This is a genomic window from Solwaraspora sp. WMMD791 (assembly GCF_029581195.1).
Lineage (GTDB): Bacteria > Actinomycetota > Actinomycetes > Mycobacteriales > Micromonosporaceae > Micromonospora_E.
In genome coordinates this window covers 5853911-5867581 of sequence record NZ_CP120737.1, presented here as the reverse complement: position 1 = coordinate 5867581, position 13671 = coordinate 5853911, and the positions used below count along the sequence as shown (strand labels likewise).

At 71.1% G+C, this 13671-nt stretch carries 13 protein-coding genes; 5 read left to right on the top strand and 8 right to left on the bottom strand.

Annotated features, from left to right (window positions below; all coding sequences use genetic code 11):
- Window positions 1–43: 43 nt before the first annotated feature.
- A complete protein-coding gene (locus tag O7623_RS26450; protein ID WP_282225659.1) occupies window positions 44–1288 on the top strand; it encodes a DNA recombination protein RmuC in 1245 nt (414 codons plus the stop codon).
- Between the two features lie 171 nt (window positions 1289–1459).
- Window positions 1460–4717 carry a S8 family serine peptidase gene (locus tag O7623_RS26445; protein ID WP_282225658.1) on the top strand — a complete coding sequence of 1086 codons (3258 nt, stop codon included), beginning with the start codon at window positions 1460–1462 and terminating at the stop codon, window positions 4715–4717.
- 110 nt (window positions 4718–4827) lie between these two features.
- Here the strand turns inward: O7623_RS26445 and O7623_RS26440 are convergent, their stop codons facing one another.
- From O7623_RS26440 to O7623_RS26430, 3 genes are all read right to left on the bottom strand, one after another.
- Window positions 4828–5727: a sulfotransferase domain-containing protein gene (locus O7623_RS26440; RefSeq protein ID WP_282229591.1), complete on the bottom strand. Its 900-nt coding sequence runs from the start codon at window positions 5725–5727 to the stop codon at window positions 4828–4830.
- A 155-nt stretch (window positions 5728–5882) separates the two neighbouring features.
- Window positions 5883–6332 (bottom strand): hypothetical protein, encoded by a 450-nt coding sequence (locus O7623_RS26435; protein ID WP_282225657.1) that lies wholly within the window; start codon window positions 6330–6332, stop codon window positions 5883–5885.
- A 5-nt stretch (window positions 6333–6337) separates the two neighbouring features.
- Window positions 6338–7345 (bottom strand): 4-hydroxy-3-methylbut-2-enyl diphosphate reductase, encoded by a 1008-nt coding sequence (locus O7623_RS26430; protein WP_282225656.1) that lies wholly within the window; start codon window positions 7343–7345, stop codon window positions 6338–6340.
- Between the two features lie 114 nt (window positions 7346–7459).
- Between O7623_RS26430 and xseA the strand changes: the two genes are divergently transcribed.
- Together xseA and O7623_RS26420 are read left to right on the top strand one after the other, a co-directional pair.
- Window positions 7460–8689, top strand: a complete 1230-nt coding sequence (gene xseA / locus O7623_RS26425) for an exodeoxyribonuclease VII large subunit (RefSeq protein ID WP_282225655.1) — start codon at window positions 7460–7462, stop codon at window positions 8687–8689.
- A gap of 55 nt (window positions 8690–8744) precedes the next feature.
- On the top strand, window positions 8745–8960 hold the full coding sequence (locus O7623_RS26420) for an exodeoxyribonuclease VII small subunit (protein ID WP_282229590.1): 216 nt from the start codon (window positions 8745–8747) through the stop codon (window positions 8958–8960).
- A gap of 19 nt (window positions 8961–8979) precedes the next feature.
- On the opposite strand, the gene hpxZ is transcribed toward O7623_RS26420, so the two are convergent.
- The 5 genes from hpxZ to O7623_RS26395 all read right to left on the bottom strand — a co-directional run bounded on the left by hpxZ (window position 8980) and on the right by O7623_RS26395 (window position 12337).
- Window positions 8980–9435 carry an oxalurate catabolism protein HpxZ gene (gene hpxZ, locus O7623_RS26415; protein WP_282225654.1) on the bottom strand — a complete coding sequence of 152 codons (456 nt, stop codon included), beginning with the start codon at window positions 9433–9435 and terminating at the stop codon, window positions 8980–8982.
- On the bottom strand, window positions 9432–10133 hold the full coding sequence (locus tag O7623_RS26410; RefSeq protein ID WP_282225653.1) for a cysteine hydrolase: 702 nt from the start codon (window positions 10131–10133) through the stop codon (window positions 9432–9434). Before O7623_RS26410 ends, hpxZ begins: the two co-directional genes overlap by 4 nt.
- Window positions 10130–10819 carry an isochorismatase family cysteine hydrolase gene (locus tag O7623_RS26405; RefSeq protein ID WP_282225652.1) on the bottom strand — a complete coding sequence of 230 codons (690 nt, stop codon included), beginning with the start codon at window positions 10817–10819 and terminating at the stop codon, window positions 10130–10132. Before O7623_RS26405 ends, O7623_RS26410 begins: the two co-directional genes overlap by 4 nt.
- Window positions 10820–10977: 158 nt before the next feature.
- Window positions 10978–11643, bottom strand: coding sequence for a GntR family transcriptional regulator (locus O7623_RS26400; protein WP_282225651.1), 666 nt, complete (start codon window positions 11641–11643; stop codon window positions 10978–10980).
- A 70-nt stretch (window positions 11644–11713) separates the two neighbouring features.
- Window positions 11714–12337, bottom strand: coding sequence for a DUF4245 domain-containing protein (locus O7623_RS26395; protein ID WP_282225650.1), 624 nt, complete (start codon window positions 12335–12337; stop codon window positions 11714–11716).
- A gap of 190 nt (window positions 12338–12527) precedes the next feature.
- On the opposite strand from O7623_RS26395, the gene glpX reads away from it, so the two are divergent.
- The gene (gene glpX, locus O7623_RS26390) at window positions 12528–13568 is read left to right on the top strand and encodes a class II fructose-bisphosphatase (RefSeq protein ID WP_282225649.1); all 1041 of its coding nucleotides are present in this window, start codon (window positions 12528–12530) and stop codon (window positions 13566–13568) included.
- Window positions 13569–13671: the final 103 nt, after the last annotated feature.

Here is a 13671-nt window from a genome sequence, read left to right as displayed (position 1 = left end):
CCAACACCGCCGGCATGGCGGGCGTACGTCGTGGGTGTTTGACATGCTTCCCGACGTGGATGTCTCGACGGTGGCGGTGGTGGTCGTCTGTCTGGGTTGTGGTGGGGCGCTCGGCTGGCTGGCCGCGCGGGCCCGGTCGGCGACGGAGATCGCCCGTCTGGACGCCACCCTGCGGGCGACCAGGGACGGTGAGGGGCGGCTGGAGCAGTCGCTGCGGGCCCTGTCGTACGAGGCCACCGCCCAGTCGCAGGAGGCGGTGGCGCGGGCGGTGGCACCACTGCACGACACGCTGCGCCGCTACGAGCAGCGGGTCGCCGAACTGGAGCACGACCGGGTCGACGCCTACGCCGAACTGCGCGAGCAGGTACGGGCGATGACGACGGTCTCCGGCGAGCTGCGGACCGAGACCAAACAGCTGGTGGCCGCGTTGCGCGCGCCGCAGGTGCGGGGCCGGTGGGGGGAGCACCAGCTGCGCCGCATCGTCGAGGCCGCCGGAATGCTGGAGCACTGCGACTTCGCCGAGCAGGTCACGGCGGCCACCGACCAGCAGTCGGTCCGGCCCGACCTGGTGGTACGGCTGCACGGCGGGCGCAGCGTGGTGGTCGACGCGAAGGCACCGTTCGACGCGTACCTGTCGGCGATGGAGGCACGCGAGGAACGCACCCGTGACCAGCAGTTGGACGGCCACGCCCGACAGTTGCGGGCGCACGTGGACGCGCTGGCCGGCAAACGGTACTGGTCGGCATTTGCGCAGACCCCCGAGTTCGTGGTGCTGTTCGTGCCGGCCGATCCGTTCCTGGACGCCGCGTTGCAGCGGGATCCGACGCTGTTGGAGCACGCCTTCAGCCGGGACATCGTGCTGGCCACCCCGGCGACGTTGGTGGCGTTGCTGCGGACGGTGGCGTATTCGTGGCGGCAGGAGGCGCTGGCCCGCAACGCGGTGGCGGTGCATTCGCTGGCCCGGGAGCTGTACGGGCGGTTGAGCACGCTGGGCGAGCACGTGACGAAGCTGGGCAACGCGCTGGGTGGCGCGGTCACCGCGTACAACCGGGCGGTGGGTTCGTTGGAGGCGCGGGTCCTGGTCAGCGCCCGCAAGCTGGCCGACCTCGGGGTGTCCGACGCCGAGCTGGCCGCGCCGGCCCAGGTCGAGGTGGTGCCCCGGCAGGTGCAGGCACCGGAGTTGGATCCGGTGGCCTCCGGTACGGCCGGCGACGGCCAGCCGTACCTGACGCACGACGCATCGGACACGTCCCGAGTGGACCGGTTGAGCAGGGAAGCTCTCGATTGACCTCACTCATTGCAGGCAATTCGCTACCGCGGTCCCTGCCATTCAAAAATGTGCATGTCACGGGCTGGTCACAACGCGGTGGGAAGTAGTGACAGCGATCGTCCGGAACACAAAGGATGCGGTCACACGTGTCCTGCACCCCAGGGCCCAGTTCTTCCGGAGGAAGAGAACGTGAGTAAACCCCGCATCTGGAGGCGGCGAACCTCTGCCGCACTCCTGGCATCCGTCATGGCGGCCGGTGCCGTGACGCTGGCGGGTGGTGCGTCCACCGCGAGCGCCAACCCGTCGACCGAAGCCGACGTTTTGAAGGACACCCCTGCCGATACGTTGGGGTCACGCGACCTTGACCTGCTCGCCGAGGCCGAGGCCAAGAGCGAGCAGACCGTCACACTGCTGGTCGCCACCGACAAGGGCCAGGCCCCGAAGGTCGCTGCGGAGCTGAAGAAGCTCGGCGGCGTCATCGGCAACCAGGTCGACGAGGTCGGCTACGTCCGGGCCCGGGTGCCGACGGGCAACGTCATCAAGGCATCGAAGCTCGCCGGCGTCTCCGCGATCGACCTCAACGAGACCATCCAGTTGCCGGACCCGACCCCGGAGAGCCTGCCGGCCGCTTCCTCCGTGGCCACCGAGGCGACCGGTCCCGGACCGGACACCGACGCGGTCAACCCGTACATGCCGACGAACGAGACCGGCGCGGTCTCGTTCAAGAAGAGCCACCCCCGCTGGGACGGACGCAACGTCGTCGTCGGCATCATGGACTCCGGCATCGACCTGGACCACCCCGCGCTGAAGACGACCACCACCGGTGAGCGCAAGATCGTCGACTGGGTCACCACTGTCGACCCGGTGTTCGAGAACGACGGCAGCTGGCGGCCGATGCTGACCCAGGTCGCCGGCCCGAGCTTCAGCTACGCTGGGGTGACCTGGACCGCGCCGGCCGGCACCTACCGGATCAACCTGTTCGCCGAGAACATCACCGTGGGCGGGGCGTCCAACGGTGACGTCAACCGCGACGGGGACACCACCGACCGGTTCGGCGTCCTCTACGACCCGGCCACCGGCGACGTGCGGGTCGACACCAACCAGAACCTCGACTTCACCGACGACGCCGTCATGCGCCCGTACAACGAGCGCTTCGACATCGGACACTTCGGCGCGGACGACCCGGCCACGGCCATCGCCGAGCAGGTGCCGTTCGTCGTCGAGTACCGCACCGGCGTCGACACCACCCCGGTCGGCGGCCCCGGCCTGGTCGACTACGTCAACATCGGCCTGATCTCCTCGTCGCACGGCACCCACGTGGCGGGCATCGTGGCCGCCAACGACATGCTCGGCAACGCCGACTTCGACGGCGCGGCACCCGGTGCCAAGCTGGTCTCCTCCCGGGCCTGCACCTTCGCTGGCGGCTGCACCGCGGCGGCGCTCACCGACGGCATGGTCGACCTGGTGCTCAACCGGGGCGTCGACATCATCAACATGTCGATCGGCGGCCTGCCGGCGCTCAACGACGGCAACAACGCCCGTGCCGAGCTCTACGACATCCTGATCGACGAGTACGGCGTGCAGATGTTCATCTCCGCCGGCAACTCCGGTCCCGGCCTGAACACCATCGGCGACCCGTCGGTGGCGTCCAGCGTGGTCAGCGTCGGCGCGAGCATCAGCAAGGACACCTACCTGGCCAACTACGGCTCCGAGGTCAACGTCCGCAACGCGATGATCTACTTCTCCTCCACCGGCCCGCGTGAGGACGGTGGCTTCAAGCCGAGCATCAGCGCGCCGGGCTCGGCCATCGCGCCGATCGCCGGCTACGAGGCGGGCGGCCCGGTCCCCGAGGCCGGTTACCCGCTGCCGCCGGGCTACGCCATGTACAACGGCACCTCGATGGCAGCCCCGCAGGCCACCGGCGCCGTCGCGCTGCTGCTGTCCGGGGCGAAGGCCAACGACCTGGAGGTCAGCCCCGTACAGCTGCGGCGGGCGCTCTACAGCGGTGCCCGGTGGATCAACAACGTGCCGGCGTACGCTCAGGGCAACGGCATGGTGCACGTCGCCGACACCTGGAAGCTGCTGCGCGAGGGCGTCACGACCGCGGAGTACGTCGTGGACGCTCCGGTCTGCACCCCGATCTCGGAGTTCCTGGCCACTCCGCACCGGGGCACCGGCGTCTACAACCGGTGCGCGGCCGACGCCGGCGGGCACCGGCCGGGGCAGTTCAAGTCCTACCCGGTGACCATCACCCGGACCACCGGCCCGGACGTCGACCTGCTGCACAAGCTCGACTGGGTCGGCAACGACGGCACCTTCGCTGCCCCGGGCCAGGTCGTCCTGCCGCTGAACAAGCCGGTCACGATCAACGTACGGGCCACCCCGGCCAGTGGCGCGCGCAGCGCCATCCTGCGAGTGGACAACCCGTTCACCTCGACCGTGGACTTCGAGTTCATGAACACGGTGGTCGCGTCGAACACGCTGGCCAGCCCGGAGTACGGGTTCAGCACCTCCGGCAAGATCGCCCGCAACGGCTTCACCTCGTACTTCGTCACCGTGCCGGAAGGCGCGACGGCGCTGCAGGTGAACCTGTCCGGCATCGCCGAGGGGTCGCAGACCCGGTTCCGGGCGGTCAACCCGCAAGGTGTGCCGGTGGAGTCCGGCAGCACCCTGATCTGCTTCACCAACTTCTCCGACCCGGCGACCTGCAAGCCGGACGAGCGGGACTACCAGAACCCGCTGCCGGGTGTCTGGGAGATCACGGTCGAGACGCGGCGGACCACGCCGATGCTGCAGAACCCGTACACCCTCACCGCCGAGGTGCAGGGCGTGGCGGTCGACCCGGCAACCACCGTGCTGGAGGGCGTCACGCCCGGTGCGGCGACCCCGATCGACTGGGAGATCAGCAACACGTTCGGCCCGGTCACCGTCTCCGGCCAGGGTGGATCGCTCGGCTCGTCGAACAGCGAGCGGCCGACCATCGCCGACAAGGACGTTCAAGCTTTCCAGGTGACGGTGCCGGCCGGCGCGACCAGGCTGGTTGCCAAGATCGGCAACACCAGTGACCTCGGTGCCGATCTGGACCTGTTCGTCTACCGGGACGGGACGCGCGTCGCCTACGACGCCGACGGTGACTCGGAGGAGCAGGTCACCATCAACAACCCGGTGCCGGGCGTGTACGACATCGAGGTCGAAGGATACTCGGTGCCCGCCGGCACGACCGAGTACGACTACCTGGATGTGTTCTACTCGACCGGGCTGGGCACCATCGCGGTCGCCCCGGCAACCGTCGACCTGGACAACGGTGACAGTGCCACTGTCACCGGCAGTGTCACGGTCGACGCCGCTCCGGCGGCCGGTCGGGAACTGTTCGGCGAGATGCTGGTCGTCACCGACCAGGGCGCGGTCGTGGGACGCGGCGGCGTCACGGTCAGCTCAGTGAGCTGACGCCTTCCCATCGCAGTTGGGGCCCATCCCGTACGGGATGGGCCCCAACTCGCATTCAGCTGGCCGGTGGGCGCGGGAACCGCCAGGTCGCGGCGACCCGGCTACGACCGCTACGCCTCGGTCCGGTCCTGTTCGCGGGCGCGCAGCGCCTCCTCGCGGCTGGGATAGCCACACCGCTCGACGAGATCACCAGTCGCCGCGACGAACGCCTCGTAGATGTCGTCGTCGAAATGGTTGAGCCAGTCGCCGGCCTTGCCCTTGCGGTAGTGGGCCTTCGCCTCGGTCTCCAGGCGGGTCTTGCGCATCCGGGCGAACCCGTGCCGGTCGAGCAGCGCCGTCAACTCGGCCGGCGGCAGGACGATCCCGCAGTGGCGCATCAACTGGTCGACCTCGTCGACCTGCCGCTCACCGGTGAGGTCCTCGTACTTGAACAGCCGGTAAGTCTCCGCAGGGGGCGCGACCACCCAGGAGCGCAGCGCCGAGAAGAGGTTGGTGTCCTTGAGGTGCTTGATGACGTACAGCAGGCCTTCCTTTCGCGGAAGCTCCTGGAGGATCTTGCGGTGGTGCAGGATGTCGCCCATCGGGGTGTGCGAATTCCGCAGGGAGAAGTAGCCGGAGACGACGATGTCACGCGGGTCCCGGGTGATGAAGAACGCCCGGTACTTGTCGGGCTTGGGGATGGCGCTGAAACGCTTGTACCCGACGAAGAGCGACGAGGCCATCCGGCCGGGCGGGATCGCGTCGGGGTAGCGCCGCCGGTGCACCCGCTGGTCGAAGGGCAACAGCCCGGAGTAGCGGTACACCACCGGATCGCTGACGAGCGCCTTGACCCACTGGCTGGCCGTCTTGCGCACCGTACAGTGATAGACGTTGTCGTACTCGCACCGCGCCACCACCGGAACCGTCAGGCGGCTTCGCGCGTTCCGCGTCTCCAGCATCGTCCACCGCACCGCGATACGCACGGGACTCGGCGTGTGGTGCTTGGCGAACGTCCAGGTCCGATTAATCAGCGTCTTAGCCCTTGTCTGTGCCCGGGCGAGGACCACCTCACCTCAGGGGGAGATGATGATGCACGAGGGCGGCCCGGTCAACCTGGGCACGCGCGGTGAATTCATCGTCGCCAGGGGTGCCGACCCTGCGTCGGTCCGGCCGAGGTGATCCCGGCTCAGGCCGGTTCGACCCGCTGCACCACGAACGGGACGCCCTGCTGGCAGGTGGTCATCAGGTCGCGCTGGACGTGCCCGGTGACCCGCACCCGGGCACCGGCCCGGACCAGGTCCGCCGGCCCGCCCACCAGCAGGTAGCCGTCCAGCAGGAAGCAGTTGTGCTCGACGCCGGGCTGCACCGTACCGGTCAGGGTCATCGGCCGGGCGGAGCCGGTCGGCAGGTCCTCCGGCGGACCCGGGGTCTGCGGGGTCGGACTCACGGTGACTCCTCCACTCGGTGGCGTCGGGGCCGACGTCGAGGGCGCGGCCGTGGTCGGCGGCGAAGTCACGGCCGTGGTCGGCGCGGGGTCGGTCGGGTCCGGCTCGGTGCCGGGCCCGCTGGCGCCGCACCCCGACGCCAGCGTCAGACAGACCAACAGCAGCGGTACGCCGATCCGAGTCGCTCTCATATGATCTAGGACGCGGCGGCGCGGACGTCCGTTCCCGCAGCCGCCGCCTTCATGTCCCGCCGCAGCTCGGACGGGAGCGAGAAGGTGATCGTCTCCTCGACCGTGGTGACCGTCTCCAGGTCGGTGAAACCGCGCGCGGCGAGGTGGTCGACCACCTGCTGCACCAGCTCGTCGGGCACGCTGGCGCCGGAGGTCAGCCCGACCGTCGTCGCGCCGACCAGCCAGGCGTCGTCGATCTCGGCGGCGTAGTCGATCAGATGACCGGACCGCGCGCCGGCGTCGAGCGCCACCTCGACCAGCCGGACCGAGTTCGACGAGTTGCGGGACCCGACCACCAGCATCACGTCGCACTGCGCCGCGAACTGCTTGACCACCTGCTGGCGGTTCTGGGTGGCGTAGCAGATGTCGTCGGTCGGCGGTGACTGCAGCATCGGCAGCCGGCGCTTGAGCCGCGCAACGGTCTCCATCGTCTCGTCCACCGACAGCGTGGTCTGGGACAGCCAGACGACCTTCTCCGGGTCCCGTACGGTGACCGAGTCGGCGTCGGCCGGGCCGTCGACCAGCTGGATGTGCGCCGGCGCCTCGCCTGAGGTGCCGATCACCTCTTCGTGGCCTTCGTGCCCGATGAGCAGGATGTCGTAGTCCTGGGCGGCGAACCGGCGGGCCTCCTGGTGCACCTTGGTCACCAGCGGGCAGGTCGCGTCGATCGCCTTCAACGAGCGCTCCCGGGCCTGCTCGTGCACCTCGGGGGCGACACCGTGGGCGGAGAACACCACGGTCGCCCCGTGCGGGACCTCCTCGTTCTCCTCGACGAAGATCGCCCCCTGGGCCTCCAGGGTCGAGACGACGTGCTTGTTGTGCACGATCTGCTTGCGGACGTAGACCGGGGCACCGTACAGCTTCAGCGCCTCCTCGACGGTCTGCACCGCCCGGTCGACCCCGGCGCAGTAGCCCCGGGGGTTGGCCAGCAGCACCCGCTTGGGTCGGACCGGATTCGCCTCACGCTCGCTCACCCGCCCGAGTCTACGTGCCGTCCGCCCGGACGGCAGAGCGCGAGCGGCAGGGCGCGCAGTCCATGAGCGGCAGGGCGCGACGGCGCTGTCGGGGTCCGCCCGTACCCTGGCCGGGTGACCGACACCGAGACGACGCCGCGCAGCACCGCGGACGATCCGTGGCCGGTCCGGGTGGTCAGCCAGAAGATCAGCGCCTGGATCGGCCGGCTCGGCTGGGTCTGGGTCGACGGCCAGGTCGCGCAGATCAGCCGCCGGCCCGGCGCGACCACGGTGTTCCTGACCCTGCGGGATCCGGCAGCCGACCTGAGTCTGACCGTCACCACCCACCGGGACGTGCTCGACGCCGGTGCCCCGGAGCTGGCCGACGGCGCCCGGGTGGTGCTGCGCGCCAAGCCGGAGTTCTACCCGGCCCGGGGCACGCTGAGCCTGCGCGCCGACGAGATCCGCCAGGTCGGTCTGGGTGAACTGCTGGCCCGGTTGGAGAAGCTGAAGCGGCTGCTGGCCGCCGAAGGGCTGTTCGACCGGGCCCGCAAACGCCGCCCGCCGTTCCTGCCGCAGCGGATCGGCCTGATCACCGGTCGGGCGTCGGCCGCCGAGCGGGACGTGCTGACCAATGCCCGCCGCCGCTGGCCTGCGGTCGACTTCCGGGTGGTCAACGTCGCCGTCCAGGGCCCCACGGCGGTGTCGCAGATGCTCGACGCGCTCGCCGTGCTCGACGCAGACCCGTCGATCGACGTGATCGTCGTCGCCCGGGGCGGCGGCAGCGTCGAGGATCTGCTGCCCTTCTCCGACGAGGCGCTGTGCCGGGCGGTGTTCCGCTGCCGGACCCCGGTGGTCAGCGCGATCGGCCACGAGACGGACACCCCGCTGCTGGACTACGTGGCCGACGTGCGCGCCTCCACCCCGACCGACGCCGCGAAGCGGCTGGTGCCGGATCTGGCCGAGGAGCAGCGGCTGATCGCCCTGGCCCGGCACCGGCTGGACCGCGCGGTGCTCGGCATGCTCGACCGGGAGTCGCACCGGCTGGAGATGGTGCGGTCCCGGCCGGTGCTGGCCCGCCCGCAGGTGCTGCTCGACGGCCGGGCCGGTGAGGTCGACGCGCTGCGTGACCGGGCCACCCGCTGTGTGGCCCACCGGCTCGCCGCCGGCACCGCCGAGCTCGGGCACACCCTGGCCCGGCTGCGGGCGCTGTCGCCGGCGGCGACCCTCGACCGGGGGTACGCGATCGTGCAGGACGCCGCCGGTCAGGTGGTCCGCTCCCCCGACGACGTGGCCGCCGGTGACCCGCTGCGGCTCCGGCTCGCTGGCGGCGACCTGCCGGCCGTCGCCGCCCGACGTGATTGACGAGGCAACCCAGTTGAGTACGAAGAAGGCAGCCACCGAGCGGTCGACCGGCGAAGTGGTCGCGGCGGCGGAATCGTTGAGCTACGAGCAGGCCCGCGCCGAGCTGGCCTCGGTGGTGGAGCGGCTGGAGTCCGGCGGTACGTCGTTGGAGGAGTCGCTGGCGCTGTGGGAACGCGGCGAGCAGCTCGCCGGCATCTGCCAACGCTGGCTCGACGGTGCCCGTCAGCGCCTCGACACCGCCCGCCAGTCCCGGACGACCACCGACGCCTGACATCGCCGAGATCTTGCACTTATCGCGAAGATATGTCCGAGTTATCGGTCGATAGGTGCAAGATCGCGGCGGGTTGGGAGACGTGGGCGCTGACGATGCGCCAGCCGGCGGGACCGCGTACCCAGGTCTGGGACTGCCGGCCGGGGTGGACGGCGCCACCGGGGTAGTCGAACCGGCAGGTGACCACGGCGAAGTCGGCACCGAAGGTGGTCACCCGTACCTCGTACAGCCGTCGGCCGGGCGGCAACGGCGGTTGCGCCGCCCGCCAGGCGCGCTGCTCGTCGATGCCGTACTGGCGGTCGGCGATGCCGAAGCGCACCGTGTGCTCCGACGACCAGAACCAGCCGACGATCGCCGCGACGTCGTTGTCGACCAGGGCCTTCTCGTAGCTGTCGAAGGCCTCCCGGACCTCGGCGCACACGTCCGGCCGGTTCACCTCGGCGTACCCGTCCGGCCGGTTCACCTCGGCGCTCACGGGGTGGCCGGCCCGAGGGCGGCGAGCAGGTCGGTCGACTCGGCGACCCAGCCGAAGATGCCACCCTGCGCGGCGATCATCTCCAGCCCGACGGTGTGGAACTGCGGAAAGTACGAGCCTACGCAGTCGGCGAGCACCAGGCACTCGTAGCCGCGGTCGTTGGCTTCGCGCACGGTGGTATGCACGCAGACCTCGGTGGTGACGCCGGTGACCAGCAGACTGGTGATCGACCGTTCGCCGAGCAGGCCGTCGAGGTCGGTGGCGTAGAAGGCGCCCTTGCCCGGCTTGTCGATCACCGGCTCGCCGGGGACCGGCGCGAGCTCGTCGACGATGTCGTGGCCGTACTCGCCACGGATCAGGATCCGCCCGTACGGTCCGAGGTCACCGATGCGCCGGCTCGGTGCCCCACGTTGGCGCTTCGCGGGCGGACAGTCGGACAGGTCGGGCAGGTGGCCTTCGCGGGTGTGCACCACGGTCAACCCGAGCGCGCGGGCGGTGGCCAGCACCCGGCGCAGCGGGTCGATCGTGCGCCGCAGCTGGCTGACGTCGTTGCCGAGGCTCTCGCCGAAGCCACCCGGCTCCAGGAAGTCGCGCTGCATGTCGATGACGAGCAGCGCGGTGGTGGCAGGTTCGAACGTGTACGGCGCCGGCCGGGCCGGCACCCGCAGCAGATGGCGGTGTGCCACGGGCCTGCTCACCGCTCGGTCGCCGCGATGACGTCGTCGGCGGTGGCGACGGCGCCGAATACCCCGCCCTGCATGGTGACCATGTGCAGGGCGGCGGTGTGGTTGCCCGGGTCGGTGGCGCCGGTGCAGTCGGACAGGATCAGGCACTCGTAGCCGCGGTCGTTGGCCTCGCGCATCGTCGTGTGCACGCATACGTCGGTGGTGATCCCGGTGAGGATCAGGTGGGTGATCCCGTGGGTACGCAGGACCAGGTCGAGGTTGGTGGCGTAGAACGCGCCCTTGCCGGGCTTGTCGACGATCACCTCGCCGGCCACCGGGGCGACCTCGGGCACGATCTCCCAGCCGGGCTCACCCTTGATCAGGATCCGGCCGCACGGGCCGGCGCCGCCGATCTCGGCACCGATGCGGGCCGACCGCCACTTCTTGTTGGCCGGCAGGTCGGACAGGTCCGGCGCGTGCCCTTCGCGGGTGTGCACCACGAGCATGCCGAGGGAGCGGGCGTGGGCCAGCAGCCGGGCGGTGGCCGGCAGGCCGGCCCGGGTGAGGCTGATGTCGTAGCCCATGGCGTCGACGTAGCCGCCGGGGCCGCAGAAGTCGGTCTGCCAGTCGATGCAGAGCAGCGCGGTGCGCTCGACCGGCGCGGCGCCGTCGTACGGCCAGAGGTAGGGGTCGGCCTTGACCGGACCGATGCGGGCCATCGCGCCTCCTTCGTCAGTACAGTCGATTGTCGACCGCACTGTTTCCGGCAGCGCCTTCTGCGGTAACGAGCGTGTGACGCCGTAGCCGGCCGGGCGATGGCGGAGCTGGTCAGCCGTAGGAGGTCCGGGTTCTGCGGGCCACAGAAGGTCCGGGCTGGTCAGCCGAGGTACGTTCGGGCTCCGTGGGCGGCCAGCTCCCGCAGCACCACCGCCGGGTCGCCCGCCTCGATCGCGGCCAGCAGCCGCTCGTGCCGGTGTACGCCGTCGACCGGCTGCGCCACCTCGGCCTCCCGGCGCAGGTTGATCGCCATGTACAGCTGCAGCTTCACCAGCACCGACTCGTAGACGGCGGTCAGCTGCTGGTTGCCGGCCAGGCCGACCAGCTCGACGTGGAACCGCCGGTGCGCCTCGGCGATGCGCAGCCGGTCGGCGACCGCCGTCGCCAGCCGCATCTCCTCGATCGCCGCCCGCAGCCCGCCGAGTACGCCGGCCCGACGCACCGGCAGCGCCGTCTCCACGGCGTACCGCTCCAGGACGTCGCGGACCGCGTACAGCTCCTGGACGTCCCGGTCGGACAGGGTCGCGACCCGCACCCCGCGTCGTGGTACGTGCTCCACCAGGCCCTGCTGGGCGAGCAGACGCAGCGCCTCGCGCAGTGGTGCCCGGCTGATCCCGAGCCGGCGGGTCAGGTGCTCCTCGACGAGCCGCTCCCCCGGGTCGGTCTTGCCGCTGAGGATCTCGCGACGCAGCCGCCGCACGGCCAGCTCCACGAGGCTGATGCTCTCCAGCTCACCATCCACCGACGATGCGGCCACGTCGCTCACCCCGTTGAGTCTGCCACCCGGGCCCCGCAACCGGTTTCCCGCCCGCGCGCGGGGCCGACCGGCCGGGGCCTCACCGTACGGCGAGTGCGGCGGCCAACGCGGTGAACTCGCTCTCCGTCGCGCTGCCGACCAGCAGGACGCTGCGCTGCGGGGTCAGCCACACCAGTGCGCGTTCGCCAGGCCGGGCCGCGTACCACTGCCAGGTCGCGGCCCCGATCTGGACCTGGCCCTGCGGCTGCGCGGTCGACGTCAGCTCCGCCACCAGCAGCTGCGGGACCGGCCGGGAACTCTGCACCAGCTGCAGCGCCCCGCCGTCGGCGGTGACGTAGCCGACCCGCAGGGTCGGCCCCTCGGAGCCCGCCGGCCGGTACGCGGCACTCACCGGATGCCAGTCCGGGCCCAGGCCGGCCGGCTCCAGCACCGGGAACTCGCCGGCCGACCGGGCCTGTTCGTACGCCGGGCCCGGGTCAATCTCCACCGGCTCGTCGCCACCCAGAAAGACCTGGTACCCGACGAACACCAGCAGGATCGGCACCAGCAGGACGGCCAGCGACAGCGCCATGTCCCGGGGTGAGCGCCCCGACCGGTCACCGCCGCCGCGCGTCGCACCGGTGGTCGGTCCGGCGCTGGGGGTGGTGGCGGCCCCGGCAGCTCGCTGCGCGGCGGCCCCGGCGGTCGGCTCGGCTGCGTCCATCGCTCCATCGTCCCAGCCCACGACGGTCCGCCGCGTGGGGCCCCGGTGCACCCGCACCGGCACGCCCGCAGCCGGACGTGCCAGGATTCTTCCAGGACCTGGCGCCGGCCGGGGCGGGGTCGGCACGCACCCGCCGACAACCGCCGCGAGCCAGGGCCCACGCCCCGCACCGTCGCGAGGAGGAGCCCCGATGCCCGAAGCCCGTACCCGACAGCCGCAGAATCTCGACCGCAACCTGGCCCTGGACCTGGTCCGGGTCACCGAGGCCGCCGCGATGGCCGCCGGCCGTTGGGTGGGTCGTGGCGACAAGGAGGGCGGCGACGGCGCCGCCGTCGACGCGATGCGCAAACTGATCAACTCGATCCAGATGCGCGGGGTGGTGGTGATCGGCGAGGGCGAGAAGGACAACGCCCCCATGCTGTACAACGGCGAGCAGGTCGGCGACGGCACCGGCCCCGAGGTGGACGTCGCGGTCGACCCGATCGACGGCACCACGTTGATGAGCAAGGGCATGCCGAACGCCCTCGCCGTGCTCGCGGTCGCCGAGCGGGGCGCGATGTTCGACCCGAGCGCCGTGTTCTACATGGAGAAGCTGGCCGTCGGCCCGGACTGTGCCGACGTCATCGACATCGACGCCGGAGTGCGGGAGAACCTGCGCCGGATCGCCAAGGTGAAGAAGTCCAGCGTCTCCGACGTGACGGTGAGCGTCCTCGACCGGGAACGCCACGGCGAACTGGTCCGGCAGGTCCGCGACGCCGGCGCCCAGATCCACTTCCTCTCCGACGGTGACATCGCCGGGGCGATCTCCGCCGCCCGCGACGAGTCGGACGTCGACGTGCTGATGGGCATCGGCGGCACCCCGGAGGGGATCACCGCCGCCTGCGCGCTCAAGTGCATGGGCGGGGCGATCCAGGGCAAGCTCTGGCCCCGTGACGAGGACGAACGGGACAGGGCCGTCGCCGCCGGGCACGACCTCGACCGGGTGCTGGACACCGACGACCTGGTGACCGGCGACAACTGCTTCTTCGTCGCCACCGGCGTGACCTCCGGCGACCTGCTGCGCGGCGTGCGGTACCGGGCCGGCGGTGCCTACACGCAGTCGATCGTGATGCGGTCCAAGAGTGGCACGATCCGGGTCATCGACTCCTACCACCGGTTGGAGAAACTGGCGCTCTACTCGGCGGTCGACTTCGACGGCCGACCGATCGCCGAGCTCGACGCCGGAGCCTGAGCCTGAGCCGACGCCGACTCGGGCGCCGATGCAGACGCCGACTCGGGCACCGACGCCGGTGCCGGTGCCGACATTGGTGCCGACATTGGTGCCGGCAGCGGTG